Annotated in this window: 27 protein-coding genes and 2 riboswitches; of the genes, 20 read left to right on the top strand and 7 right to left on the bottom strand. The window is 43.1% G+C overall.

The window, feature by feature from the left end:
* Window positions 1-41: 41 nt before the first annotated feature.
* From CD004_RS19395 to CD004_RS19380, 4 genes are all read right to left on the bottom strand, one after another.
* The gene (locus CD004_RS19395; protein WP_102264249.1) at window positions 42-1109 is read right to left on the bottom strand and encodes a Ger(x)C family spore germination protein; all 1068 of its coding nucleotides are present in this window, start codon (window positions 1107-1109) and stop codon (window positions 42-44) included.
* Entirely contained in the window at window positions 1099-2196 is a 1098-nt protein-coding gene (locus tag CD004_RS19390) for a GerAB/ArcD/ProY family transporter (protein ID WP_102264248.1), read from the bottom strand. Before CD004_RS19390 ends, CD004_RS19395 begins: the two co-directional genes overlap by 11 nt.
* A 19-nt stretch (window positions 2197-2215) precedes the next feature.
* Complete coding sequence (locus CD004_RS19385; RefSeq protein WP_233434892.1) at window positions 2216-3760, bottom strand: spore germination protein; 1545 nt, start codon at window positions 3758-3760, stop codon at window positions 2216-2218.
* 369 nt (window positions 3761-4129) lie between these two features.
* The gene (locus tag CD004_RS19380; protein ID WP_102264247.1) at window positions 4130-5095 is read right to left on the bottom strand and encodes an ABC transporter substrate-binding protein; all 966 of its coding nucleotides are present in this window, start codon (window positions 5093-5095) and stop codon (window positions 4130-4132) included.
* Between the two features lie 219 nt (window positions 5096-5314).
* Between CD004_RS19380 and CD004_RS19375 the strand changes: the two genes are divergently transcribed.
* Genes CD004_RS19375 through CD004_RS19355 form a run of 5 tightly spaced genes read left to right on the top strand, consistent with a single transcriptional unit; the run spans window position 5315 to window position 9233 of the window.
* On the top strand, window positions 5315-6319 hold the full coding sequence (locus CD004_RS19375; RefSeq protein ID WP_102264246.1) for a FecCD family ABC transporter permease: 1005 nt from the start codon (window positions 5315-5317) through the stop codon (window positions 6317-6319).
* On the top strand, window positions 6316-7371 hold the full coding sequence (locus CD004_RS19370; protein ID WP_102264245.1) for a FecCD family ABC transporter permease: 1056 nt from the start codon (window positions 6316-6318) through the stop codon (window positions 7369-7371). Before CD004_RS19375 ends, CD004_RS19370 begins: the two co-directional genes overlap by 4 nt.
* A gap of 22 nt (window positions 7372-7393) precedes the next feature.
* A complete protein-coding gene (locus CD004_RS19365) occupies window positions 7394-8209 on the top strand; it encodes an ABC transporter ATP-binding protein (protein WP_407657632.1) in 816 nt (271 codons plus the stop codon).
* Window positions 8210-8211: 2 nt separating this feature from the next.
* A complete protein-coding gene (locus tag CD004_RS19360; protein WP_158651602.1) occupies window positions 8212-8979 on the top strand; it encodes an IucA/IucC family C-terminal-domain containing protein in 768 nt (255 codons plus the stop codon).
* A gap of 11 nt (window positions 8980-8990) precedes the next feature.
* Window positions 8991-9233 carry a YusU family protein gene (locus tag CD004_RS19355; RefSeq protein WP_102264243.1) on the top strand — a complete coding sequence of 81 codons (243 nt, stop codon included), beginning with the start codon at window positions 8991-8993 and terminating at the stop codon, window positions 9231-9233.
* A 160-nt stretch (window positions 9234-9393) separates the two neighbouring features.
* Here CD004_RS19355 and CD004_RS19350 read toward each other — a convergent pair whose 3' ends face one another.
* Together CD004_RS19350 and CD004_RS19345 are read right to left on the bottom strand one after the other, a co-directional pair.
* Window positions 9394-9735, bottom strand: a complete 342-nt coding sequence (locus CD004_RS19350) for a spore coat protein (RefSeq protein ID WP_102264242.1) — start codon at window positions 9733-9735, stop codon at window positions 9394-9396.
* Window positions 9736-9777: 42 nt separating this feature from the next.
* The gene (locus tag CD004_RS19345; protein ID WP_102264241.1) at window positions 9778-10062 is read right to left on the bottom strand and encodes a hypothetical protein; all 285 of its coding nucleotides are present in this window, start codon (window positions 10060-10062) and stop codon (window positions 9778-9780) included.
* 217 nt (window positions 10063-10279) lie between these two features.
* On the opposite strand from CD004_RS19345, the gene CD004_RS19340 reads away from it, so the two are divergent.
* Window positions 10280-11197: a proline dehydrogenase family protein gene (locus CD004_RS19340; protein WP_102264240.1), complete on the top strand. Its 918-nt coding sequence runs from the start codon at window positions 10280-10282 to the stop codon at window positions 11195-11197.
* A gap of 58 nt (window positions 11198-11255) precedes the next feature.
* On the opposite strand, the gene CD004_RS19335 is transcribed toward CD004_RS19340, so the two are convergent.
* Window positions 11256-11387 carry a YuzL family protein gene (locus CD004_RS19335; protein ID WP_102264239.1) on the bottom strand — a complete coding sequence of 44 codons (132 nt, stop codon included), beginning with the start codon at window positions 11385-11387 and terminating at the stop codon, window positions 11256-11258.
* 240 nt (window positions 11388-11627) lie between these two features.
* Between CD004_RS19335 and CD004_RS19330 the strand changes: the two genes are divergently transcribed.
* The 14 genes from CD004_RS19330 to CD004_RS19265 all read left to right on the top strand — a co-directional run bounded on the left by CD004_RS19330 (window position 11628) and on the right by CD004_RS19265 (window position 26697).
* Entirely contained in the window at window positions 11628-14012 is a 2385-nt protein-coding gene (locus CD004_RS19330; RefSeq protein ID WP_158651601.1) for a 3-hydroxyacyl-CoA dehydrogenase/enoyl-CoA hydratase family protein, read from the top strand.
* A gap of 60 nt (window positions 14013-14072) precedes the next feature.
* The gene (locus tag CD004_RS19325; protein WP_102264238.1) at window positions 14073-15248 is read left to right on the top strand and encodes an acetyl-CoA C-acetyltransferase; all 1176 of its coding nucleotides are present in this window, start codon (window positions 14073-14075) and stop codon (window positions 15246-15248) included.
* A 54-nt stretch (window positions 15249-15302) separates the two neighbouring features.
* Window positions 15303-17087: an acyl-CoA dehydrogenase family protein gene (locus tag CD004_RS19320; protein WP_102264237.1), complete on the top strand. Its 1785-nt coding sequence runs from the start codon at window positions 15303-15305 to the stop codon at window positions 17085-17087.
* Window positions 17088-17342: 255 nt separating this feature from the next.
* Window positions 17343-17699: an arsenate reductase family protein gene (locus CD004_RS19315; RefSeq protein WP_102264236.1), complete on the top strand. Its 357-nt coding sequence runs from the start codon at window positions 17343-17345 to the stop codon at window positions 17697-17699.
* A 53-nt stretch (window positions 17700-17752) separates the two neighbouring features.
* Window positions 17753-18133, top strand: coding sequence for a glycine cleavage system protein GcvH (gcvH, locus tag CD004_RS19310; RefSeq protein ID WP_102264235.1), 381 nt, complete (start codon window positions 17753-17755; stop codon window positions 18131-18133).
* Window positions 18134-18355: 222 nt separating this feature from the next.
* Window positions 18356-18595: a YusG family protein gene (locus tag CD004_RS19305; RefSeq protein ID WP_102264234.1), complete on the top strand. Its 240-nt coding sequence runs from the start codon at window positions 18356-18358 to the stop codon at window positions 18593-18595.
* A gap of 196 nt (window positions 18596-18791) precedes the next feature.
* Window positions 18792-19148, top strand: a complete 357-nt coding sequence (locus tag CD004_RS19300; protein ID WP_102264233.1) for a toprim domain-containing protein — start codon at window positions 18792-18794, stop codon at window positions 19146-19148.
* Window positions 19149-19154: 6 nt separating this feature from the next.
* On the top strand, window positions 19155-19466 hold the full coding sequence (locus CD004_RS19295) for a thioredoxin family protein (protein ID WP_102264232.1): 312 nt from the start codon (window positions 19155-19157) through the stop codon (window positions 19464-19466).
* An 813-nt stretch (window positions 19467-20279) separates the two neighbouring features.
* Window positions 20280-21545, top strand: coding sequence for an MFS transporter (locus tag CD004_RS19290; protein ID WP_102264231.1), 1266 nt, complete (start codon window positions 20280-20282; stop codon window positions 21543-21545).
* Window positions 21546-21720: 175 nt separating this feature from the next.
* Entirely contained in the window at window positions 21721-22059 is a 339-nt protein-coding gene (locus CD004_RS19285; protein WP_102264230.1) for an SCP2 sterol-binding domain-containing protein, read from the top strand.
* An 85-nt stretch (window positions 22060-22144) separates the two neighbouring features.
* A riboswitch (SAM riboswitch) is annotated at window positions 22145-22249 on the top strand.
* A gap of 83 nt (window positions 22250-22332) precedes the next feature.
* A complete protein-coding gene (locus CD004_RS19280) occupies window positions 22333-23649 on the top strand; it encodes an O-acetylhomoserine aminocarboxypropyltransferase/cysteine synthase family protein (protein ID WP_102265175.1) in 1317 nt (438 codons plus the stop codon).
* A gap of 111 nt (window positions 23650-23760) precedes the next feature.
* Window positions 23761-23875, top strand: a riboswitch (SAM riboswitch).
* A 281-nt stretch (window positions 23876-24156) separates the two neighbouring features.
* Window positions 24157-25182 carry a methionine ABC transporter ATP-binding protein gene (locus CD004_RS19275; protein ID WP_102264229.1) on the top strand — a complete coding sequence of 342 codons (1026 nt, stop codon included), beginning with the start codon at window positions 24157-24159 and terminating at the stop codon, window positions 25180-25182.
* Window positions 25175-25843, top strand: coding sequence for a methionine ABC transporter permease (locus CD004_RS19270; protein WP_102264228.1), 669 nt, complete (start codon window positions 25175-25177; stop codon window positions 25841-25843). Before CD004_RS19275 ends, CD004_RS19270 begins: the two co-directional genes overlap by 8 nt.
* Before the next feature lie 14 nt (window positions 25844-25857).
* A complete protein-coding gene (locus tag CD004_RS19265) occupies window positions 25858-26697 on the top strand; it encodes a MetQ/NlpA family ABC transporter substrate-binding protein (RefSeq protein ID WP_102264227.1) in 840 nt (279 codons plus the stop codon).
* Window positions 26698-26743 lie beyond the last annotated feature (46 nt).

The following is a 26743-nucleotide window of genomic DNA, read 5'->3' as shown; positions in this document are numbered from 1 at the left end:
ATGAAAGAGGGCGTCCTAAAAATCGGACACCCTCTTTTGTTCTACTCAACAATTCCTACCTCAGTTATAATCATATCGGTTTGAACATTGACGGTTAAATTCTTATATTCGTCTTCCCATCTTTTAAAATCGAAGCCTCTTGTTTTGCTTTTGATGAACTGGCCAAATCCCACGGGATCGATGCCCTGCTCCTGGAAATCCTTGATCATCGCGCTGGCTTCTTTGTTGACCTGATCTTCGAATTCTTTTTCGATCTTCTTAATAATCTCTGGTGTTACAATACGTCCTGTGTATTCACGAATCAGGCCTTTGATCTTGATTTCTACGGTAATGCTATAGGGATCCTTTTTCGTCAGTTTGATTTTATGTTTTGAATCCAAATCTTTTATTACCACTTTCTCCTTACCGACATCCAGTTTAAATGCCCCTTCGCTGAACTTGTCTGTAAGCAGCTTAAAGAAGAACATTTTTTCTGGCGGGAGTTCGCTCATGAGCTTATCATCTTTAAATAAAGCAATCCCAACTATATCAATAATTTCGGGCTCTACCTTTTTTAAAATAGGAAGGTAGGGGTCTTTCCCTTCCTGATAGAGGTCAAATAAAAAAAGGTGCATGTTTGTAATTGGAATATTCCGTGTTTCCATATTGTGCTCAATCAGCTGGGATAAATGGACTGCGTTTCCCCTGTTGCCATACGTCCCTGATAAGATGCGTTTTGCTGACTCATCAGCGACAGCAAAATAAACCCTCGCACCGATGCTTGCATCGCGTTCGAATGCATCTGTAAACTCTCTAATTCCCTTTCTGGCAATGCCTTCTCCGAATAAAGCAATTTCCAATGACCCAGTTACGAGTGGCTGAGCCGATTTTCGCTGAATTTCCTGTATGAGATCCCTGCTGCTCGTGGCAGTCGCGGAATAGGTGAAATTGCCGATTTTTTTATCAGGATTGAAAATGGGAATCATGACCGTACCTTCAATTTTGTCATCCTCAACTAAATCATAGCCAACGCCCATCTCAATATTGACATCATCAATGATTTCTTTTTCGACACAACCTGAAAGTGTGATGACTGCTGCTAAAACCAAAAAAAAACTTCTAATTCTCATTTTTATTCTTCACCTTCTTGGCGATCAAAGTGGCGATAAATAAAATCGGGATATAAATATAGGTAACAGCGAAGCCAATTTTTGCAGTCCAATCATTTAAAAGATTGATTTTCGCACGAGTATCAAAAAAGGAAACGGCAACCAGACAGATCAGCGCTAATACTATAACGCCTTTCTTTTGGCGCAGTTTATATGCCCTCTTTAAAATCATGCTGCCTCCCCAAAGTGCTATGCATATATTTGGCAGGATGATCAAGTTCCAGTTGGCAATACCGATATATTCAAAACGCTCTACAAATGGCATGCTGACAATCTTCCACATTTCCAGTGTGGCCCAGATGGATTTGGCCAGCTGAGCTTCTGAAAAATAAGTGAAAGTAATAATTGCTAGGACAGTGTAGATGATTGTCGTCAAAAAGACCCCTAAATGTGCCCACTTCTGGGACTTGGGTGCATCTTTTATAAAAGGGTAGAAAAACAAGGGTATTTCGAATCCGATATAGGTAAGTGACATGTTATATGCACTAGTAGCGAATTCTTTAAGAGAATGATCAAAAATTGGCAGTAGATTCCTGAATTCTGCATACTTGAGCGCGAACCCGAATGTCAGCAGCAGATAGCTCGGCAGGACTATACAGAAAAAAGCAATACCTGTGACGGTCCGAAAACCGCCAAATACGATATAAACAGACAGAAACAAAAAGACAAGGCTGTACCAGAAAGTACTGATCTCTGGGAACATCCATACCTGAATGACTTCGATAAATGTCCTTAAGACAGCCAAAGCAAAAATTAGCAGGTAGAAGATAAAAACAGAACTTAAGACATTGCCGATTTTTTTACCGAAAACAAAGGCATTGGCAGCAACAATATCCCCTTCAACCGTACCGCAAATTTTATAAATCATCCAAATGATAATATGGATACTCAGGCCAGCAGCAAGGACCGATATCCATGCATCATAGCCAGCATCCTTCGCGATGATTCGCTGGTAGCCAAGGACTCCGATGCCAATCTGCATGGACATGATTAAGTAGAGAACGAGAAATGGTGAAACTTGCAATCTTTCGGGTACTGGCTGCTGCATTCATCAAAACCTCCAATGCTCATTCATCGATGTCCTTCTTTTGCTTCGCTTTTTTTTCACTGAACCGGACAGGGTTTTCCGTCCTCAAATATTGTGGCCGGTTGTATTGCATTGTAAACGGCAAACGGATGATCGCATCTTTGAAGTCTGTTATCCTTGGAGGGTACAAAGGCTCCAGGAAAGGCCTGCCCAATGATGTAAGTCGAAGCAAGTGGGCCAGGAGGAACGAGAAGGAAACGACGATTCCCAGCATTCCCCAAAGCTCAGCGAAGAACAGGAACGGGAACCGCAACAGTCTGATTGTATTGCCCATCCGGTATACTGGTGTTGTGAAAGACGCCAGCGCTGCCAATGCGACAATGATCAGCAGGACATTACTCGTCAAGCCTGCTTCAACGGAGGCAGTCCCGATTACGATTCCTCCCACGATACCGATTGTCTGGCCGACCTTTGTCGGCAGCCGGGCTCCAGCCTCACGCAATAGCTCAATCGTCAGTTCAAGGAACAAGGCTTCCAATATCGGAGGAAGCGGAATTTCTCTTCTTGATGTAATCAAAGTACTTAACAGATCCTTTGGGATCAATTCATAATGATAGGACAGGGCTGCTACATAAATGGGTGTGATTAGGATTGAGAATGCAACGGCAAATAGACGGACCAAACGGAAAAAAGAAGATAGTAAATAATTAAGGAAATAGTCTTCAAATGATCCGAAAAATTCGACCAGTGTAGTAGGACCGATCAGCGCATGAGGCGACCCGTCAACCAGGATGGCGATTTTTCCCTCAGCGAGGATTGCCGCCACACGGTCAGGCCTTTCCGTATCCAACAATTGCGGAAAGGGAGAATTCTGGTTATCTGAAATCAGCTGGACGATATAGGAGCTGTCCGTGATTTCGTCGAATTCAACTTCCTTGATGCGCTGTACGACAGTATCGACATTATCTTTATTGGTTATGCCATCTATGTATAGGACGGCAATTCCGCTTTTTGAAAGTGAACCAACTGTGTATTTTTCGATGATCAACTCTTTGACAGGCACTCTTTTGCGAATGAGATTCAGATTCTGGTCAATCGATTCCACAAAGGATTCCTTTGGCCCGATTACGCTGAATTCAACCTCAGGCTGGGCGACTGTCCTTACAATTTCTTTCTGGGCAGCAACGAAAGCGAAATATTTTTCTTCATTTTCGAGTGTCAGCAATACATATCCATTAAAGAGCTTTTTTTCAATATCCGAGTTCTTGTCAGAAACCTGGACATCCGCAATTGGCACTAGCTTCTTGACATCTTCAATGCTTTTAAAGTCGCCTTCAAGCAGATAGGGAAGAGCATTATTCTGGAGAAGACTTTCATCCACTAATGTTGACATGAAGGAGAAACAAAATTTCTTTCCCGTCTTCTGGTTCACGTAAAAAGTCTTTTTGTAATCGTGTGACTTAAAGAATGTGTTTTCCCATTCATGATCATTCAGATATTGATCAGGCTTTTGCCCCTCTGTATCCTGTCTAGCAGCTTCTTTTTCTATATCTTTCATCAGTTTTTTCTTGAATAACTGTTTCATAGCAATCTCCGCCAATCTGGATTTACGCTTATCATTTCCGAAAATGGGAGGATTATGAAAACTCTTTTCGCAAACTTGTCATTAATTTAGCCAAAAAGAAAAAACCCGCAATATTTCGCGGGTTTTCCTGTTCTCTATATATGGGGAGAGAGATTAGTTAAATAAAATCTTGGGGGGATTTTATTTAAAGTCTGCTTTCGTAAAGATTGTTGTTAAAATCTTAAAGCCGATTTTAACGTATATGAATTCATTTTGCTGGTCGGTATTAAGTTTGCAAGCTCTTTTCTCATTATAGAGTCAAGTTTGAAAAGAAAAGATGTCATTCAATCCTATTTTGTAATCAAAAGCAACAAAGTTTGAGAAAAGAGCCTATTTCAACAAATGTTTTTCAAGATCATCCAGCATCAAGTTAGCAGCCTTTACGCCGCCAGCTGTATTCCAGATGGCATCATCTACTTTGTGCACTTCACCTTTTTTCGCTACTTCAAGGTTTTGGAATAACGGGTCCTCGATCCATTCCTTTTCAACTTCAGTTGCTTTACCGTCACCTTCATCATATGTGAAGTAGAAGAGGATATCTCCGTCCATTGCCGGAATTCTTTCCTTTGTCACGCCTTTTTCGGCAAAGTCTTCTTTATCCTGGCTTTCAGGACGAGCCATGCCAATTTGTTCGAGGATGACGCCTGAGAATGAATCCTTGTGGTAAATACGTACGTCGCCAGCCATGAAGCGGACCATAGAAACTTCCATATTTACTTTATCACCAAGTTTTTCTTTTAGATCTTCGATTCGCTGATCATAATCAGCAAGTACTTCATTGCCTTTTTCTTCTTTGTTTACAGCTTTTGCATAAAGTTCAAAGTTGTTCTTCCAGTTTCCGCGAAGATCTTCAGCGAAAACCGTTGGGGCGATTGCTTTCAGTTGTTCGTAAATATCTTCCTGGCGCATTTTATTTCCGATGATCAAATCAGGCTGCAGTTTAGCAATTGCTTCTACATTTACCTGGCTTTCTACGCCGACAACCTCGACATCCTTCATTTCATCTGCAATATGGTCGTACCATGGATCGCCAGTCCAGGATTGGACAGCCCCAACTGGTGTAACTCCAAGTGCAAGAAGGGCTTCAGTACCTTCGTTTGTTAAAATCACGACTTTTTCTGGTGTTTTTTCTAATGTAGTAGAACCCATGGCATGATCAACAGTGTAGCTCGTTTCTTCTTTTTCTTTTGGTTGTTCAGCTGTTTCCTTTTCCTTATCCTCATTACCTCCGCATGCTGCCAAAATCAGGACAGTGAAGATCGTAATGAGAGTCAGTAATAATTTTGAAGCTTTCATATGTAATTCCTCCTAGAATGTGATTGATAATCATTTTCAATTACTGCTCCTTTATGATAAAATTTAAAGGGAGACCTTGTCAATAACTAATTGATAATGATTTTCATATTCATTGACGATTTTGTGAACTTTCCAATGAACTAATGAAAACGAACCTCATATCAATTAAAGTTAAATAACAATATAAACAACTTCCTTAAAAAAGAAAGGTAAATTGAAATGCTGCTAAAAACCAATGGACAAAGATTGGGCGGATTATTGATTTCCACCCTATTAATTTTATTCTTAATATGTGCAAGTATCGTATACGGCTATACGGACACATCGTGGGGAACCGCGTTTAATGCTTTCACGAATTATAACGGTTCAAATGAACATATTATTGTTCAATCAGTTCGCCTTCCACGGGCGCTGATTGCGGCATCAGTCGGTGCCAGCCTTGCGATTGCAGGTGTCCTGATGCAGACATTGACGAAGAACCCACTCGCATCACCAGGTATTTTTGGAGTGAATGCGGGGGCTGGTTTTGCAGTAGTAGTTGCGGTGACGATTTTTTCAGTCGGGAGCCTCCAGGCTTTTGCATGGATTTCCTTTTTGGGTGCGGCATTGGCGGCAGTCAGTGTCTATGTAATTGGTTCGGCAGGCCGTGAAGGGCTGACTCCGATGAAGCTGACGCTTGCAGGCGCGGCGATGACCGCGATGTTTTCTTCTTTCACCCAGGGATTGCTGGTACTGGATGAGGCTGCTCTAGAACAGGTTTTATACTGGCTTGCGGGCTCTGTACAGGGGCGCAAGCTGGAAACTCTCATTGGAGTCCTCCCATATTTAGCGATTGGCTGGATTGCAGCTGTTTTGATTTCTTCTAAAATGAACATCTTGTCAATGGGCGAGGATGTAGCAAAGGGCCTAGGCTTGAATACTGGTTTTGTCAAGCTTGGCACTGGTGTTATTATTGTTCTCTTATCGGGAGGGGCTGTTGCTGTTGCTGGTCCAATTGGTTTTATCGGGATTGTAATCCCGCATTTGACGAGGGCTGTGGTTGGCATTGACCACCGCTGGGTCATTCCTTTCTCTGCGATTTTCGGAGGGATGCTGTTATTGGCAGCGGATATCGCTGCCCGATATGTGCTGATGCCGCAGGAAATCCCTGTCGGGGTCATGACGGCGATGATTGGAACTCCATTTTTCATCTATATTGCGAGAAAGGGGTTCAATGGAAAATGAGCCAGTACAAAAGCTTAAGACTTTTTAAGGATAGAATCTCTTTTTTGATTGATAAAAAAGCCGCGCTGATTTTTCTGGGCCTGCTGGTTACCGCATTTGCCGTGTTTGTCATCAGTACCGGCCTGGGCGATATGGATATAAGCCCAATAAGCGTCCTTGCTGTGTTTTTTGGCGGGGGAAGCGATATGGAGAGATTGGTCGTGCAATCGTTCCGGCTTCCCAGAATTATTGTTGCTCTGATGGTTGGAATAAGTTTGGCTGTCGCCGGTGGACTTCTGCAGGGGATGATCCGGAATCCGCTTGCTTCACCTGATATTTTGGGAATCACCGGTGGAGCATCGGTAGCGGTTGTAGGATTTTTAGCTATTTTCAGTGATGATAACAATGCTCTGACAGTAAGTATAGAATGGATGCCTGTCGCCGCATTCGCAGGTGCCGCAATCGTAGCATTCCTGGTTTATTTTCTTTCCTGGAAAAATGGCGTCTCGCCTGTAAGGCTCGTGTTGATTGGTATTGGAATATCAGCGATGATGCAGGCGTTGACTACATTGATGATGATTATGGGGCCGATATATCGGGCCAGCCAGGCGAATATCTGGATCACGGGTACGGTTTATGGTTCGACATGGGGAAATGTAGCGGTGCTCGTCCCCTGGACAGTCAGTATGCTACTGATTGCTTTTATCTTTGCCAGGAATGTGAATGTACAGGAATTAGGGGAAGATATAGCAACTGGGGTTGGTGGCCATGTCCAGCGGCAGCGGTTTGCACTATTGCTGGTCAGCACTGCACTTATAGCCAGTTCGGTTGCTTTTGCAGGCGGCATTGGTTTTGTTGGGTTGATGGCTCCGCATATGGCAAGGAGGCTGGTTGGTTCAGCGTTCGGTGCTCTCTTGCCTGTATCGGCATTGATTGGCGGAATCCTTGTCATGCTGGCAGATTTGATTGGCCGCACAATGTTTTCACCATTAGAAGTCCCAGCGGGCGTTTTTACTGCAGGTATTGGCGCTCCCTACTTTGTTTACCTGCTATTCAAGACACGAAATTCTTAAGTTGAGAGAAAGGGGAATGAACATGACCCAGGCAATTGAAACGGAAAAACTGACGCTATCCTATGGAGATTCCATTATTATAAATGAACTAGACATACACATTCCTAAAGGCGAGATTACTGTCTTTATCGGGGGGAATGGCTGCGGAAAATCGACTTTGCTGCGTTCAATTGCAAGGCTCCTTAAGCCGCAGTCTGGATCAATCCTTCTTGAAGGCGAGGCAATCTCAAAGCTGTCAACAAAGGAAGTTGCCCGCAAGATGGCCATCCTTCCCCAATCACCTTCAGCACCGGAAGGCTTGACGGTTCTGCAGCTTGTAAAACAAGGCAGATATCCTTATCAGACGTGGCTGAAACAATGGTCGGAAGAGGATGAAAAAAGTGTTGAAAACGCTTTGAAGGCGACAGGTATCGATCACCTGAAGGATCGAACCGTCGACTCCTTGTCAGGGGGACAGCGGCAGCGTGCCTGGATTGCGATGACCCTTGCCCAGGATACAGATATCATACTCCTTGATGAACCGACAACCTATCTGGATATGACGCACCAGATTGAGATTTTGGATTTACTTTATGAACTAAATGAAACTGAAGGAAGAACCATCGTCATGGTGCTGCATGACTTGAACCTTGCCTGCAGATATGCCCATAACATTGTGGCAATAAAGGATCAGAAGATTTTTGACCAGGGAAAGCCGGAAGTAGTAATTAATTGCGGGCTTGTTCAACATGTTTTCGGCATGGCATGTGAAGTGACAATCGATCCGCTTTTCGGCACACCACTTTGCATCCCCTATGGGAAAGGACGTTGTATCCTTAAGGACAAAATTGGAGTATGAACATGAAAGCTGACCTGACCCCCAAGGAATTAGCGATTCTCGCTAAGTATCGTTTTGTGGTTTCTGAACCAGACAAAGATGTTCAAATTAAGTTCAGCCCTTTTTTAAATGAGTCAACGATGAGCAGCTATCTGAACAACTTCAAAAACGAGCTAGGAGCACCGGACCTGAAGACTGCAGCTTCTGTATTCATGAAGAGACATGCTTTTTTAGCAGCCCTATATTTATATTCGATGAGCACATTTAATAAGAAGCTGGATGTATCACCTGAGAATATTATTCTGGAGGATGCCATTCACGATGGTCTTTGGCTGCCTGGATTTTATCTAATAAACAAAAGCACGGAAGTAAGCCCGACAGATGGCCGCGATGAATGGAGGAAGGAAGCAGTCAGGCATTTGTTCACGGGAAATTTATTCCCCGTTATGGATGCCATCTCGAAATCTGCGAAAATCTCAAAATTGATTCTATGGGAAAATGTCGCTGTATATATTTTCTGGCTCTATGAAAAAATTTTGAGTGAAATCGAGGATCCTGAAGTTAAGGTGAGGGCTGCGGAGGACTTTTCTTACCTGGTTGAGTCGGCCCCTGGAAAGCTATTTGGACGCTATAATAACAATCCAATTGCTAGATATTACAGTGAACCAGTCTATCAGGAAGAGACCGATTCTTATACAAGGATACGGAAGACATGCTGTTTCAGCTATATGCTCAAGGAGAAAGGGAGTTACTGCAAAACCTGTCCCCGAACATGCGGAAATGTAAATTAGGGAGTGTGAATATGGATAAGAATTTTACAGAACAAATTGACGGATTGCTGGAAAAGTACACAGAGCTTTTGGTTGGCGAAGGCTCCGCTGAGAATGTCGATAAGGTAAAAACATGGATACTGTACAGCCATATCGCCAAGTCGATGCCTCCGCTGGCTAAGCACTGGAATGCAGAATATCCTGATGCCAAGGATCAAATCAAGAACGTGATCGCACAAGTCAAAGAAATGAACGAGAAGAACCGCCAGAAATAAGGAAGAACCATCTCGGATGAGGTGGTTTTTTGTTTAGCGAAAATCCCTCTTTTATTTTAAGTGCAGGTGCTACAGTGAAAAGTGAAAGAAAGGGAGGGAACGAATAGCAAAGTAAAAAGAACCGAGCGTGTTTGCCCGGTTCAAAGACGATATAAAGTCATTATTGAAGCTGCTGGCCGCCATAAGGGAACTGGTTTGAGTAGCCCTGGAATTGCTGGTGTGACTGCTGCAGTTTTTGCGCATCTGCCGCTTCTACTCCATACCAGCCTTTTTTGAACATGAGATTATAAATGCTGCGCTGTGCATTCGCTGTTTCTGTGTAAATGGCAAGAACATCCTGGTAAAGCTGATCGTGGCTTACTTCATTTAGCGCAGTATCATAACCTTGAGTCATGTATTTTTCAGTCGTTAAAATATCATTGATGAAATCACGGTCATTCATTTGCGGTGTTTTTTGGACCTGTGTTTCTGGATTCTGGATTTTTTGTTGGTTCTGGTTCATCCGCTTTTCCTCCTGTAAAATTCAAATGTTTTGCAGCCTGGCTTATTGCATACCTGGAGTTCCTGAATAGGCCTGGTTTTGCGGGCTATTAAGGTGTGTCAGGATCTTTTGATAATGTTTCTGATGCATTTGGCCGCACTTTTCGATTTCCATCTTCAGCTCCTGGTCCTGGCACTGCTGGGCAAAGAAATGTGCTTTTTTCATGGCAAGTAAATTCCATGAGAGCATATCAGTTAAATATAAAGAATCTTTAGTTGAAACGACAGGCGGCGGCGTCTGCATCATCCCCTGCTGCTGGCCCTGAAAATTCATGTTTTGCTGCTGCATAATTGAACCTCCTGATTTTTGATAATTCCATCGGATATTATCGTTCCCGGGGCGAAATAAAGTATGCAAAACAAGATTCGTCAAAAAAGAACATTTTTCTACGAAAGTAATATTCAAAGTTCTAAAAAAGTGATAAAATGATTCTGCAAAATAGATATAGATGAAGTAATTTTTTTTGAGGGTAATGTAATCGTTTTCATTAAGGGGAGGAAAAGCTATGGAACAACTAATGAGGAACTTTTTTCTTTTTTTATCGAAAAATAAATTTTTTACGAAAATGGCCAAGAAATATGGTCTTCGTTTAGGGGCAAGACGCTTTGTTTCCGGTGAAACGGTCGAGCAGTCAGTGGAAGTCATCAAAGAGCTAAACAGCAAGAACCTTGTGGCGACCGTCGATTTCCTTGGCGAATTCGTAGACAATGAAAAAGAGGCCAATGAGAGAGCTGAAAGTTCGATTGCAATGATAAAAGCGATTGGCCGTGAAAAATTGAATGCCCAGTTGAGCGTCAAGATGACTTCACTTGGCTTTGATATCTCTGAGAAAGTAGTCATGAACAATATGCGCCGGATCATGGATACTGCCAAGGAGAATAATGTGTTTGTAACCATCGACATGGAGGACTATGAACGCTGCCAGAAAACGCTTGATATATTCAAACAGCTGAAGTCCGAATATGACAATATCGGCACGGTCATCCAGGCTTATTTATACAGGACTGAAAAGGATATCGAGGACTTGAATCAATATTCTCCAAACCTCCGCCTTGTGAAGGGAGCTTACAAAGAGTCACCGGAAGTAGCTTTTCCTGAAAAGAAGGATGTAGATGAGAATTTCAAGAAAATCATCAAGATGCATATGCTGAACGGCAACTATACAGCTGTTGCTTCACACGATGACAATATCATTAATTTCACGAAGGAGTTTGCGAAGGCAAACAATATTCCGAAAAGCCAGTTCGAGTTCCAAATGCTGTTTGGAATCATGCCTGAACGACAGTTGCAGTTGGCCGAAGAAGGCTATACAATGCGCGTCTATGTTCCGTTCGGAACAGACTGGTACGGATATTTCATGCGCCGCCTTGCAGAACGCCCTGCAAACGTAGCATTTGTTTTAAAAGGAATGTTGAAGAAATAAATTTCAGGCTGACAATTGTCAGCCTGTTTTTATTAAATTCTTTATTAAGCTGCTTTGATTATTTTTTGTACTGGCTGTTCTGGCTGTTTTGTTTTCTTTCTCCGCCTTGTCCCATTGATGGGCCTGCATTACCTTTGACACTTGCTGCGCTGACACCAGCTTTGGACGGATTCTTTTTCATTCTTGCCATGATCATTACCTCCGTGTTTTTAAAAAGATAAGAGTAACGCTTTTTTATGGTGCCCAAGTCTGCTGAAATAAGCACAAGGTTTAAAGATTCAAAAAATTTTCTTTTTTCCGCACCTTATTATTGCGGAAATTTTTTAAATATTTTATAGTAGTAAATAACAGAACTCATTTATATGCATATTTTTTTTGATGCAAAAATGAATGAGTATTCATTCAAAAAGAGTCAAAGGGGGAGACAAATTTGATGCGACAAATTCAAAAGGCAGCGGTGCTTGGTTCAGGTGTCATGGGATCAGGAATTGCCGCACATCTGGCAAACATCGGGATTCCGACATTGCTGCTTGATATTGTACCTCGGGAATTAACGGAACAGGAAAAAGCAAAAGGCCTGACACTTGAAGACAAGCAGGTGCGCAACCGTATAAGTGCAGGAGCACTGCAAAAGTTATTGAAGCAAAAACCGGCACCTTTGGCCTCCAAAAAGAATCTTGCTCTAATTGAAGCGGGCAACTTCGAAGATGATATGGAAAAACTCAAGGATGTAGACTGGGTGATCGAAGTCGTAGTTGAAAACCTTGATATCAAAAAGAAAGTTTTCACTGATGTAGATAAATACCGCAAGCAAGGAAGCATCATCAGCTCGAACACTTCAGGAATCTCAGTCGAAGCAATGGCTGAAGGACGTTCCGAAGATTTCAGGAAGCATTTCCTGGGCACGCATTTCTTCAACCCGCCACGCTACCTGAAGCTGCTTGAAGTCATTCCTACTAAAGATACGGATCCTGAAGTCCTTTCATTCGTGAAGACTTTTGGTGAAGACAAATTAGGCAAGGGAGTCGTTGAAGCGAAGGATACACCTAACTTCATCGCCAACCGTATCGGTACTTACGGATTGCTGGTAACAGTAAGAGAAATGGTGAAAGGCGGCTACAGTGTTGGTGAAGTTGACTCGGTAACTGGCCCAATGATCGGCCGTCCTAAGAGCGCAACATTCCGCACGCTGGATGTAGTTGGCCTCGATACTTTCGCACATGTTGCAAAGAACGTGTATGACCAGGTTGAAGGGGAAGAAAAGGAAGTCTTTGAAGTACCTGAGTTCATGAAGAAGATGCTTGAGAACGGCTGGCTTGGAAGCAAGTCAGGACAGGGATTCTTCCTGAAACAGGGCAAGGAAATCCTTGAACTTGATCCACAGACATTGGAATACGGACCACGAAAAAAATTAAAGACAGCGTCAACTGAAATGGCTAAGCAGGAAAAAGGCCTTGCCAATAAAATGAAAGCGCTTGTTTATGCGAAGGACCGTGCTGGCGAACTGTTATGGAATATTTTCAGCCCTGTGCTGGTTTACTCCGCAGACCTTCTAGGTACGATTGCCGATGATATCGTCGCGGTGGACCGTGCGATGAAGTGGGGCTTCGGCTGGGAAATGGGTCCTTTCGAAGCATGGGATGCACTAGGTGTTGAAAAAGCCATCAGCAAAATGGAAGCTGAAGGAAAGACTGTCCCTGCTTGGGTAAAAGAAATGGTCGAAAAAGGCTTCACATCTTTCTACAAAGAAGAAGATGGCAGACTAAGCTATTACCACAATGGTGAATACGTAGCGGTAGAAGAAAATCCAAAGGCGATCAACCTGAAGCTCTTGAAAAAGCGAAATGGCGTCATCAAAAAGAATGGCGGCGCAAGCCTGATAGACCTTGGAGATGGCATTGCATTGCTGGAATTCCACTCACACAGCAACTCAATCGGGCCAGACATCCTTCAGATGATCAACTTTGCGATTGATGAAGTGGAAAAGAACTATAAGGGTTTGGTAATCGGTAACCAGGGCAAAAACTTCTCAGTTGGTGCGAACCTGGCAATGATCCTGATGGAAGCGCAAGACGACAATATTTGGGATCTTGATATGGTCGTTCGTCAATTCCAGCAGACGACTATGAAAATCAAATACAGCTCCAAGCCAATCGTAGCTGCTCCATTTGGAATGACTCTTGGCGGCGGAGCGGAAATGTGCTTGCCGGCAGCCCATATCCAGGCTTCTATGGAAACATATATGGGTCTCGTAGAAGCAGGTGTAGGCCTGATTCCTGGCGGCGGCGGAAACAAAGAGCTTTATATCAAGCATCTTGAAGGACTGCCGAAAGGCGTTGATTTCGACCTTCAAAAGGTTGCGAATAAAGTATTCGAAACCATTGCAATGGCTAAAGTCTCCACTTCAGGAGAAGAAGCTCGTGAAAATAACTTCCTGAATGAAGCAGACGGCATCAGTGTGAACAGCGATCACTTGTTATATGATGCGAAACAGGCTGCATTGAACCTGTATGTAAGCGGCTATAAAGCTCCAGTAAGAAAGAAGGTTCCTGTAACTGGCGAGCCAGGATATGCAACCCTGCTGCTGGGTGCTCAAACGATGCAACTGTCAGGTTATATCTCAGAACATGACCTGAAAATTGCCAAGAAACTTGCATATGTCATCTCAGGCGGGAAAGTGCCATACGGAACTGAAGTAGATGAGCAATACTTGCTTGATCTTGAAAGGGAAGCATTCCTTAGCCTCGTGGCTGAACCGAAATCACAGCAGCGCATGCAGCATATGCTCGTAAAAGGCAAGCCGTTGCGCAACTAATAGATTAATAGCTTTAAATTAAAATATACAATTAACATCAGTGGAAAGAGAGGGAATGAGATGAGAGAAGCGGTAATCGTAGCCGGAGCCAGGACACCGGTCGGAAAAGCAAAAAAAGGAACTCTTGCTAATGTCCGCCCTGATGATCTTGGAGCTCTTGTAGTAAGAGAAACTCTAAAGCGAGCAGGCAATTATGAAGGGAATATTGATGATTTAATCATCGGCTGTGCAATGCCAGAAGCAGAGCAGGGCTTGAATATGGCACGGAATATTGGTGCACTTGCCGGTCTGTCACATGAAGTGCCGGCGATCACAATCAACCGTTATTGTTCTTCAGGACTTCAGGCGATTGCGAATGCATCGGAAAGAATCATGCTTGGTCATGCAGACACAATCATTGCCGGTGGAGCGGAATCAATGAGTTTGGTGCCGATGATGGGCCATGTTGTCCGCCCGAATGCAAAGCTTGCTGAAACTGCTCCGCAATATTATATGGGAATGGGCCATACGGCTGAGGAAGTAGCCAAGAAGTACGGCATTTCCCGTGAAGAGCAGGATGCTTTTGCAGTAAGAAGCCATCAGCGCGCAGCAAAAGCAATTCAGGAAGGTAAGTTCGAGGATGAAATCGTTCCTGTCGATGTAACCCTTCGTTCAGTAGGAAAAGATAATAAGCTTGTCGAAAAGACGATCCAATTCAAACAGGATGAAGGCGTACGTCCTGATACGAACCTTGAAACTCTGGCGAAACTTCGTCCGGCTTTCAATATCAAAGGTACAGTCACTGCAGGAAACTCTTCACAAACCAGTGACGGAGCAGCTGCTGTCATGGTGATGGACCGTGAAAAGGCTGAATCTCTTGGATTGAAGCCACTTGCTAAATTCAGGTCATTCGCACTAGGCGGAGTACCGCCTGAAATCATGGGAATCGGTCCCGTGGTAGCAATTCCTAAAGCATTGAAGCTTGCTGGACTTCAAGTTTCAGATATTGGTGTATTCGAACTGAACGAAGCGTTCGCTTCGCAATCTATCCAGGTAATCCGCGAGCTTGGCCTTGATGAAGATAAGGTCAACGTTAACGGTGGAGCAATCGCATTGGGCCACCCACTGGGAACAACTGGCGCAAAATTGACTTTGACAGTGATTCACGAAATGAAGCGCAGAAATGAGCAATTCGGTGTCGTGACAATGTGTATCGGCGGCGGCATGGGTGCAGCTGGAGTATTTGAACTTTTATAAAACAATACATGGAGGGGCTGAACCCCTCCCCAAAATGGATAGGAGGAACAATAAATGGGTAACCAAACAGAAAAGCTTGTAAAAGGCGGGAGCTTCTTAATCGAAGATGTAACTTATGACCATGTCTTCACTCCAGAGGATTACACAGATGAGCATAAGATGATCGCAAAGACAACTGAGGATTTCGTAACGAACGAAGTATTGCCTCAGGTTGAATATATTGAGCAGCACGAATTTGACCGCACTGTAAAACTATTGAAGGAAGCTGGAGAGCTTGGCCTTCTTGGAGCAGATGTTCCTGAAGAGTACGGCGGTTTAAGCCTTGATAAAATCAGCTCAGCTTTGATTGCCGAGAAAATGGCAGTAGCAGGCGGATTCTCCATCTCCCACGGTGCACACGTAGGAATCGGTTCACTGCCAATCGTACTTTTCGGTAATGAAGAGCAAAAGCAAAAGTACCTTCCTGCTCTGGCAACTGGCGAAAAGCTTGCAGCCTACGCACTTACTGAGCCAGGTTCAGGGTCTGACGCACTTGGTGCAAAGACAACCGCTAAGCTGAATGCTGAAGGAACTCACTACGTACTTAACGGCGAAAAACAATGGATCACAAACGCTGGCTTTGCAGACGTATTCGTTGTTTACGCTAAAATCGATGGCGAACAATTCACAGCTTTCATCGTTGAAAGAGAATACCCAGGAGTATCCGTAGGCGCAGAAGAGAAGAAAATGGGTATCAAGAGCTCATCTACACGTACATTGATTCTGGAAGATGCTCAGGTGCCTGTTGAAAACCTTCTTGGTGAAGCAGGCAAAGGCCACCTTATCGCATTCAATATCCTTAACATTGGACGTTATAAGTTAGGTGTAGGCGCAACTGGCGGCGCTAAGCAGGCATTCGGATTGACTGTAAAGTATGCTAATCAGCGTCAGCAGTTCAAGACGCCGATTTCGCAGTTCAATCTTACAAAAGAGAAGCTTGCGACAATGGCTTCCAAAATCTACGCAACTGAGAGCTCTGTATACCGTACAGTAGGTTTGTTCGAGGAAAGAATGAACCAGTTGTCTGAGGAAGAAATCAACAACGGTAAAGCAGTTGCTGATTCAATCGCTGAGTACGCAATTGAGTGCTCAATGAACAAAGTATTCGCGACAGAAACACTTGACTATGTTGTGGATGAGGGTGTACAGATCCACGGTGGATACGGCTTCATGCAAGAATATGAAATCGAAAGAGCTTACCGTGATTCAAGAATCAACCGTATTTTCGAAGGAACAAACGAAATCAACCGCTTGCTTGTACCTGGAACATTCCTTCGTAAGGCAATGAAGGGTGAGCTTCCATTATTGCAAAAAGCCCAGCAGCTGCAGGAAGAGCTAATGATGCTTATGCCTGAAGAGCCAGGCGACGAGCCTCTGGCACAGGAAAAATACCTTGTGAAGAATGCGAAGAAAATCGGCTTGCTTGCAGCTGGCCTGGCTGCTCAGAAGTTCGGCAAAGCCTTGGAAAAAGAGCAGGAAATCCTCGTCAATATCGCGGATATCATCTCAAATGCTTATTCAATGGAATCAGCTGTTCTTCGTACAGAAAAGGCAATCGCTAAAGACGGAGTGGAAAAGAGCAAGCAAAAGCTTCTTTACACACAAATCTTCTGCCAGGAAGCATTCAATGAAATCGAGCGTGACGCAAAAGAAACCCTTGTTGCAACAGAAGAAGGAGACGCGCTTCGCATGTTGACTTCAGCATTGCGCAAGTTCACAAGACATACTCCAATCAACGTAATTGCAAAGAAGCGTGAAGCATCTGAAAAGCTGATCGAAGCAGAGCGCTTCATCGTTTAATCTTAAGGTTTTTAAACACTTCTCCTGTTAGCGGGAGAAGTGTTTTTTAATAAAGCAAAATCAATGTGAAAGAGCAATTTTTTATAAACAAGATTAAGTTTTATGGAGGAATTTTTCGAAATATGTAGAATACAGTAATGGATGCCGAAAATGTCATGGATTTAAACACGGAATGTTAGTATTTTTCAGCCTTATTATGTTACTATCCGATTAGAGGTTTTAATTAATGGGATAATAGCAAAGGGTGGTGAAAAAATGACAAAGACATTTTATTGGTACCCTAAATGCGGTACATGCAGGAACGCCAAGAAATGGCTGGATCAGCATGAAGTGAGCTATAATGAAGTACATATTGTCGAAAATCCGCCTTCCCAATCCCAGCTTGAAGAAATGCTGGAAAAAAGCGGCCTTGATATCAAGAAATTTTTCAATACGAGCGGCCAAAAGTATCGGGAACTAGGGATGAAAGACAAAATCAAGACAGCATCAAAAAGTGAGCTGCTGGAACTGCTTGCATCAGATGGCATGCTCATCAAACGCCCGCTGATGACAGACGGGGAAAAAGTAACTGTAGGCTTCAAAGAGGAAGAGTTCCAAAAAGCCTGGCTGTAATTTTGGTCCCATCGATAATAATCGATAGAGATATACAAATGGAGGGATAGTTAATGAGTATACCAAATGAATTACGTTACTCTAAAGAACACGAATGGGTAAAAGTTGAAGGAGAAAAGGTTCGCATCGGTATTACTGATTTTGCTCAATCTGAACTGGGCGATATCGTTTTCGTCGAACTTCCTGAAGTAGGAGACGAAATCAGCCTTGACCAGCCATTCGGAAGTGTAGAATCCGTAAAAACTGTTTCTGAGCTATATGCGCCAGTAAGCGGCAAGGTAGTGGAAATTAACGAAGAGCTTAACGACAGCCCTGAATTCGTTAACGAATCTCCATACGAAAAAGCATGGATGATCACTGTCGAGCTATCTGACAACAGTGAAGTAGAAAATCTTATGACTGCTGAACAATACGAAGCCATGATTAAAGAATAAATCTAACTGACGCCTTGATGCATTCAAGGCGTTTTCTATTGTGAATATACTTATGTAAAATTTCACGTCGAAAATTGTCAAACTCTATCGCCTAGTCCCTTCAACGCTTGTAAGGGCAGGCAAAGCTTCAGCTTCCTCATAAACTCCTTCATTTTACCATCAATGCATTCCCTGAATTCGGACAAGCTAAAAGTAATCAACTATCGAAGAAGGGTGAAAATCATGACACTTAACAAACAAAAGCTTGATATAACAGATAGAGTGACAGGAAAGCTTGAAAACGGCCAGGTGCAGCTTTATCTTGAAAACGAACACATTGGATCCATAGAGCTCCCAGAAGGAATGCAGATGAAGTTGGAGCATCACTTTGAAGCTGAACAGAATAAGATTTACCAGCATGTATCAGTGCCGGATCAATCAGAACCTCGGTATACTGATTGTGATGAAGGCGGCTGGTGTTAAGAATACCCAAACAGCGGCCAGCCATGCCGCTGTTTTTTCTTTATATCCACACATGAAAGCATTCTTTATCACGCTAGTCTAATTTTTTGCAATCTCCTTTAAAAACAGTGACAATAGAATTATGAACATAACAGCACAAATTCAATATTCATGTTTATAATATCGTAAGGTAATTATCTCTGGTGCATAGGTGGTTATGGCGATGGAAGAAAATCACAAGGTGATCATAGTAGAGGGTTCGTCAGACAAAAAGAAAGTGCAAGCTGTGCTTAATGAACCGGTCGAAATTATTTGTACGAATGGGACGATTGGTGTATCAAAGCTTGATGAGCTGATTGATTCCCTTTTTGATAAGGATGTATATATCCTCGTTGATGCGGATGCGTCAGGGGAAAAATTGAGAAAGCAATTTAAAAGGGAATTTCCTGAGGCGAACCATTTGTACATTGACAGGATGTACAGGGAAGTGGCGACAGCACCGGAAAATCACCTTGCTACAGTTTTAATCGGAGCAAATATCGACGTTCATGCAGAGTACTTAGAAAAAGGATGACTGTAGATGGAAGAATGGACTAAGGAAGAGATTGAAAACATCCTCGAGGAAAAACGAACAGGTTACCTGTACTTTTACACGCCAATGTGCGGTACATGCCAGGTTGCAAGTAAGATGCTGACAGTTATAGAGCAGCTGTTACCCGATGTTTCATCAGGGAAAGCCGATTTAAATTACCTGCCTGAAATGGCGGAGCGTTTTGAAATTGAAAGTGTTCCATGTCTGATTGTATTAAGAGAAGGAAAGGAGCAGGAGAAAATTTATGCTTTCCAGTCTGTTCCTTACCTTTTTGAAAAACTTAAAGAGCTAAAGGTTTAATTAAGCGGCGCAGCCGTTTTTTTTTTTTTGTCTAATTTTTGCTTAAGTCAGCATACGAAATTTACTGAACCATTCTGTTTTAGGATTCATATCATTTAATGACAATAAAAATGGCGTGTAAACTGACATCAGTTTTGATACGCCATTTTTCTAATTTAATGTATTTTCGGCTCCAAAATATAATGGTTCTTATTCAACAATGCACCCGGTTATTCCACGCCATAAAAAAACGGACCCTAGTGAAGGGATCATCATGGGCTGATAAATAAGCGGAGAAACTTCCCTTATTTAGAAAATGGAACGGAAAATAGCTTAAATAGACGGAAGATTTCCGCCTATTTACTTGAAAAACATAAAAAATTGGCAATCGTGCTTGCTTAACCGGAAAACCTCCGCTTATTTACCCCTCACCGAGCTATTCTCTACAGTTTAACCGGATATTCTCCGTTTATTTCTAGGATTGTATGTTACTCAATTAAGGTTAAGTCTTCCCTTGTTTTAGGAAAAATCAATCTTCCGCTAACTGCTCCCTTCGTTGAAGAAAAAATAAAGTAAAATTCCATGTTCATCCGTTATACTGGCTATACTTGAATGTAATGTTCGTAGAATGGAACCCTTAAATTGACTTCCGAACTGGCCATAAAATTGACAGTGTAAATGACCGCCATTTTTCCTATTGTGCCATTTTCGCCATATGCACCTCAAAACGGAACGGTTTAGAAATTTACATAGATGGAATAACTTAAAAGCATTTACATATCGTTCCAAAAGGATTATATTTAGTTTATCGAAATAGTTGAGAGGCGAAACAAAATGGCTTTATACCAGGAATGGGCGGCACAAATTAAAACCTATAACCGAAACATACGACTTACCTTCATTGCGAATATATTGACGCAGGTGGGACTTGGGATTTTCATGGTCATCTATAACTTTTACATCAGGGAATTAGGCTATAATGAGCTTGTAAATGGAAAGGTCATAGCGATGACCTCGCTGGCAACTGCTCTCATTCTTATTCCGGCAGGTATTCTTAGTGATAAAGCAGGCAGGAAAAAGCTGATGTTTTATGGAGCGGTTGGGACAGGGTTGATCTTATTCACCCGGAGTATCGTCGAGAGTCAGTCATTATTGATTTTCTTTGCGTTTGGAACAGGTCTCGCTTCAGCATTTATCCAGGTGTCGATTATTCCGTGGTTAGCAGAGAATTCGAAGCCTGAACAGCGTGTGCATTTATTCAGTATTCATTTTGCTGTGATGACGGGTGCCAATGTAATCGGAAGTCTTTTGGGAGGAATCCTCACAGACTTATTTGGCATGGTGGTTCCAAACCTGGAAAGTATCAGGTATACGTTGATCATTGGATCGGTCCTGTTTTTGACTGCCATGATTCCGGTTATGAGGTTAAATGAAGACCGGCCACCGCGCATATCGGCTAGCGATATAAAAGAAAAAACTAAAGGCATTCCCCATAAAGCCAGCTTCAAAATCATTCTGCTGTTTGCGGTTGCGCAATTGATGATAGGCTTTGGAGCCGGATTGGTCATTCCATATTTGAACCTATATTTTGCGGATCGGTTCATGGCTTCCAATTCATTGATTGGCTTGGTCATTTCATTAGGACAGGGAGCGACAGCTGTTGCGATGATCATCGGTCCAATGGTCGTTCGCAGACTTGGAGAAGTGAGAGCGGTAGTTGTTTTGCAGATACTATCCCTGCCGTTTCTGCTGCTGACAGCGTACACACAGAATTTTTGGCTGGCTGCTCTGGGGTTTTTATTTCGCCAGGCACTTATGAACGCCGGAAATCCAATTCAGATGTCCTTAATGATGTCGAAGGTTGATGATTCCATGAAGGGTTTGGCCAACTCTGTGAATCAAATGGTGTTTAATCTTGGATGGGCCATTATGGGTCCAGTGTCAACTGGGATCGTCTTGAAATATGGTTCCTATTGGGGGTACGCAACTGTATTTACCATTACTGCAGGTCTATACTTAGTAGGATCCACGTATTTCTTCATAGTTTTCAAAACGATGGATAAGCCAAAATCCGGCATGGTGAATACCAAACCAGCTTAATTGCTGTATTTCTTTGGATATATTTCTCGGGAAATGAAAGACAATGCCGAAATTTCATACGGTATTGTCTTTTTTACGTTTTTCATATTGTAAATTCAATTATTTATTTGTCGAAGGATTCCAACAGGTTTTTCCCGTGTTACAAAGAATATGTAATATAAGGGAGTTGATCGGAATGCGGGAACGAATCGACAGGTTTGCAGATGAAATCCAGAATAAAAAGCATGTTCAACATCTAGTATCCAAACTGGACCTATGCCTAAAAATTAAAGCAGAGAGTGGTACATTCTACTTGTCTTTCAAGGATGGCAAGGTGGCTTGCCGTGACTCCTGCATACATGACGGATACACAGCGACGATTTCTGGAAACGATGCGCTTTTGAATCAATTATTTGACGGGGACTTGAAACTGCGTCAGGGAGTAATAATGAACTATTTCACAACTGATTGTCCGTTTCGCGCCCAATTGGTGCTGGAATCGTTATTTTATCTTGCAAGGCCACTTCCTGTATAAAGTTTTATCTGAATAATCGAAATATATTGACCGGTATATCGCGACGTGATATTATCACTTTAACGCAGTAAAAACGAATTGAATATTCTTATCCAGAGAGGCGGAGGGACTGGCCCTATGAAGCCCGGCAACCGGTTGTGAAAACACGGTGCTAATTCCAGCAGAGTTCTTTACTCTGAAAAGATAAGGAGAGATGATAAATGACCCTCTTCTTAGGAAGAGGGTTTTTTGTTTAAGTTTTTCCAAAAAAATATTTTGATTGGAGAGATGGAGATGGCTAATGAGCAAAAAAACTACAGAATTGAAACGCTGGGGGTACATGGTGGTCAGTCACCAGACCCGGTAACAGGAGCGAGGGCTGTTCCTATTTATTCGAGCAATGCGTTCCAATTTGAAAATACAGAACATGCAGCGGATTTATTTGCTCTTAAGGAATCGGGCTATATTTATTCACGGATACATAATCCGACAGTTACAGCCCTGGAAGAAAAAGTAGCCTTGCTTGAAGGTGGTATTGGTGCTCTCGCGTTATCAAGCGGGATGTCTGCCATTACGATGGCGATACTGAACATTGCGCATGCGGGTGATGAAATTGTCGCTGCTTCGAATCTATATGGAGGTACTTACAATCTATTTGCTGTAACCCTGCCGAAGTATGGAATAAAAGTTCATCTAGTTGATCCAGCTGATCCTGAAAATTTTAGAAAGGCAATCACTCCGAAAACAAAAGCAGTCTACGCAGAAACAATCGGTAATCCTAGTCTCAGAGTACTGGACATTGAAGCTGTAGCGGAAGTTGCCCATGAAGCAGGTCTTCCGCTAATCATCGATAACACATTTGCAACTCCATATCTTTGCCGGCCAATTGAGCATGGCGCAGATATCGTCGTCCACTCAGCTACCAAGTGGCTACTGGGAAATGGTACAGTCATGGGTGGAGTCATTGTGGATGGAGGAAAGTTCGATTGGAAGTCGCCTAAGTTCCCGGGCTTCAATGAGCCGGACTCTAGTTACCATGATCTTGTCTATAGTGAGGCAATCGGAGCTGCCGCATTTATCGTAAAGGCAAGAGTCCAGCTGTTGCGTGACCTTGGACCGGCAATCAGTCCTCAGAGTGCATTCCAATTCAATCTTGGAATAGAGACATTACATGTTCGCATGAAGGAGCATGTTGCCAATACACGTAGAATCGTAGACTACCTTGAATCGCATCCCGCTGTTACATGGGTGAGCTATCCTGGTCATGAGTCCCATCCAGATAAAGGCCTTGCAGATCGATATCTTCCAAAAGGAGCCGGGGCAGTTGTCATATTTGGGATTGAAGGCGGCAGGGAAGCAGGAGCGAAGCTAATCAACTCATTAGAATTATGGTCCCATGTCGCGAATGTCGGTGATGCGAAAAGCCTGATAATCCATCCTGCAAGTACTACACACCAGCAGCTGGATTCAGACGGCCTTAAAGCAGCAGGAGTTCCTGAAGATTTAATCCGCCTTTCAGTGGGAATTGAAAACGTGGAGGACATCATTGAAGACCTGGAGCAGGCAATTGAAAAGGCGACTGGAGTGCCGGGAGTACCGGCTGGAGCGTAATAACCATAAACTCCCAAAAAGTATTTAGAAATAATTTTATTGACACTCTTTTTTACTCCGTGCTACAATCACACTCGTAACTTAAAACCGATTAGATAATTTAATAGCGTGCTCTTATCAAGAGAGGTGGAGGGAAGTGCCCTATGAAACCCGGCAACCGTCAGTAAGCTATGCTTGCTGAAATGGTGCCAATTCACACAAAGCGAATCGCTTTGGCAGATGAGAGAAAGGAATCCACTATGACTATGCCTTTCTGCTCACTTGCAGGAAGGCTTTTATTTTGCCCTTTTCGAAAAAAATGCTTAAAAAGTTATAGCCGTAAAGCTTGTTCGAAAAGAATTTATGACTTGAGCACAATCATCCCCGTTTAAGATAGAGTCTATTTCCCATTTTTGCTGGAGTTTGAATTTTTTCGGTTAGGGAATGGGAAACTAGATTGATAACCTTCTTAATTTTCAGGGAAATGTAACGGTTTTAATAAGTGTAGATGCAAAGAGGGGGAGTCAATTGATTACGATAAAAAATGCCAGAAAGATTTACCCTTCCAACAAGGGAGAAGTTAAAGCGGTAGATGATGTCAACCTTGAAGTCAAGGAAGGCGAAATCTATGGAGTTATCGGCTACAGTGGTGCCGGTAAAAGTACTTTGATCCGAATGCTGAATGGTCTGGAAATCCCAACTTCAGGTTCCGTCGTGGTAGCAGGCAGGGAGGTTTCAAGAATTAAGGGAGCGGAACTACGTAAGGCTCGCCAGGAAATCAGCATGATTTTCCAGCACTTCAACCTGCTCTGGTCAAGAACTGTAGCAGAGAATATCGCTTTCCCGCTTGAGATTGCCGGAGTAGCCAAAGCTGAGAGAGAGAAGCGGGTAAAAGAATTAATCGAACTTGTAGGCCTTGAGGGCAGAGGAGATGCTTATCCCTCCCAGTTGAGTGGCGGTCAAAAGCAGAGGGTAGGAATCGCCAGGGCACTGGCTAATGACCCAAAAGTACTTCTTGGGGATGAAGCTACTTCAGCGCTTGATCCGCAGACAACTGACCAGATTCTTGATCTGCTCGTTGATATCAATAAGAGACTTGGTCTTACGATCGTCTTGATCACGCACGAAATGCACGTTATCAGGAAAATTTGTCACCGAGTAGCCGTCATGGAAGGCGGGAAGATTGTTGAAACAGGACCAGTATTGGAAGTGTTCAAGAATCCGCAGCAGCCAATTACGAAAAGATTCGTCCAGCAGGTGACAGAACCCGAGGAAACAAAGGAAACAGTTGATCACTTGCTAGAGCGATATCCACATGGTCGCGTTGTCCAGCTGACATTCGTAGGTGAAGGGACAGAACAGCCGCTGATCACCAACTTGATTCGTGAGTTTTCAATAACGGTCAATATTGTTCAGGGTAAAATTTCGCAGACACAAGATGGTTCATATGGAACTTTGTTCATCCATCTTGATGGTGAAGAGGGCGAAGTGGCCCGGGCAATAGATTATATTGGCCAGCATGAGGTCGGCGTGGAGGTGATTTCGAATGGCTGAAAATTTGTTTCCGAATGTGAACTGGGACCGAATGTGGGAAGCGACCGTTGAAACACTATACATGAGTGCCATCTCTGTTGTGGCTACCTTCATTCTTGGAGCGATCCTTGGACTGCTGCTCTTTTTGACAGCAAAGGGAAATATATGGGAAAACCAACCGGTCAATTTAGTATTAAGTGCAATCGTTAATATTTTCAGATCAATCCCATTCATCATTTTAATCGTCCTTCTGATACCTTTTACAAAGTTCATCGTTGGCTCGATGATCGGGGAAAACGCTGCATTGCCTGCACTGATCATTGGATCGGCTCCATTTTACGCAAGAATGGTTGAGATTGGCTTGCGTGAGATTGATAAAGGAGTCATTGAAGCAGCAAAATCGATGGGAGCAAAGACGACGACAATCATCTGGAAAGTGCTGCTGCCGGAATCGATGCCAGCGTTGGTGTCCGGTATAACGGTGACGGCCATCGCGCTAGTCAGTTACACGGCGATGGCCGGTGTCATCGGGGCAGGCGGTCTCGGAAACCTGGCATACATGGAAGGCTTCCAGAGAAGCCGGAATGATGTCACCTTGATGGCAACCATCATTATTTTAATTATCGTGTTTTTAATTCAGTTTGTTGGTGATTTCTTCACTAGAAAATTAGATAAGAGATAAAGGAGAGATTTGAATTGAAAAAATGGTTATTAGCTCTATTAGCATTAGTATTAACAGCAGGACTTGCAGCTTGCGGAACTTCTGAGGATAACACATCGGGAGAAGGCGGCAAGGAAGAAAGTAAGAAAATTGTCGTTGGTGCTTCAAACGTACCTCACGCAGAAATTTTGGAAGAAGCAAAGGCGCTACTTGAAGAAAAAGGCTATGAAATGGAAATTAAGACTTTCAACGATTATGTGGTTCCTAACCAGGCATTGGATTCAGGAGAACTTGATGCAAACTACTTCCAGCACATCCCGTACCTTGAGTCACAAATGGCTGAACACGGCTATAAGTTTGAGAATGCAGGCGGAATCCACATCGAGCCAATTGGTGTCTATTCACAAGACCATACTACTCTGGATGATCTGCCAATAGGAGCGCACGTTATCATGAGCAGCTCGGTCGCAGACCATGGCCGTATCTTGACAATGCTTGAAAAAGAAGGCTTGATCACTCTTAAAGAAGGCGTGGATAAAGTAAAGGCTACAATTGATGATATCGAAGAAAACCCTAAAGAACTAAAGTTTGATACAGAGTACGATGCAGCGTTGCTTCCACAAATCTTCAACAATGGCGAAGGCGATGCAGTTTTAATCAACTCTAACTATGCAATTGATGCTGGTCTTAATCCATTAGAGGATTCTATCGCGATCGAGGAAAGCGATTCTCCATACGTAAACGTAATTGCCGTTCGTGAAGGAGATGCTGACAAACCGGCAATCAAGGCGCTAGTTGAAGTGCTTCACTCAAAAGAGATTCAGGATTTTATTCTTGAAAAATATGAGGGTGCAGTTGTACCGGTAAAAGAATAATGAGGTAAAAGCAGGCGTGCAGCCTGCTTTTTCTTTTTGCCGCATA

Source organism: Mesobacillus jeotgali (assembly GCF_002874535.1).
Classification (GTDB): Bacteria; Bacillota; Bacilli; order Bacillales; family Cytobacillaceae; genus Mesobacillus; species Mesobacillus jeotgali.
Note: the sequence above shows the minus strand (reverse complement) of the source record. Positions and strands in the feature narration are given on the sequence as shown.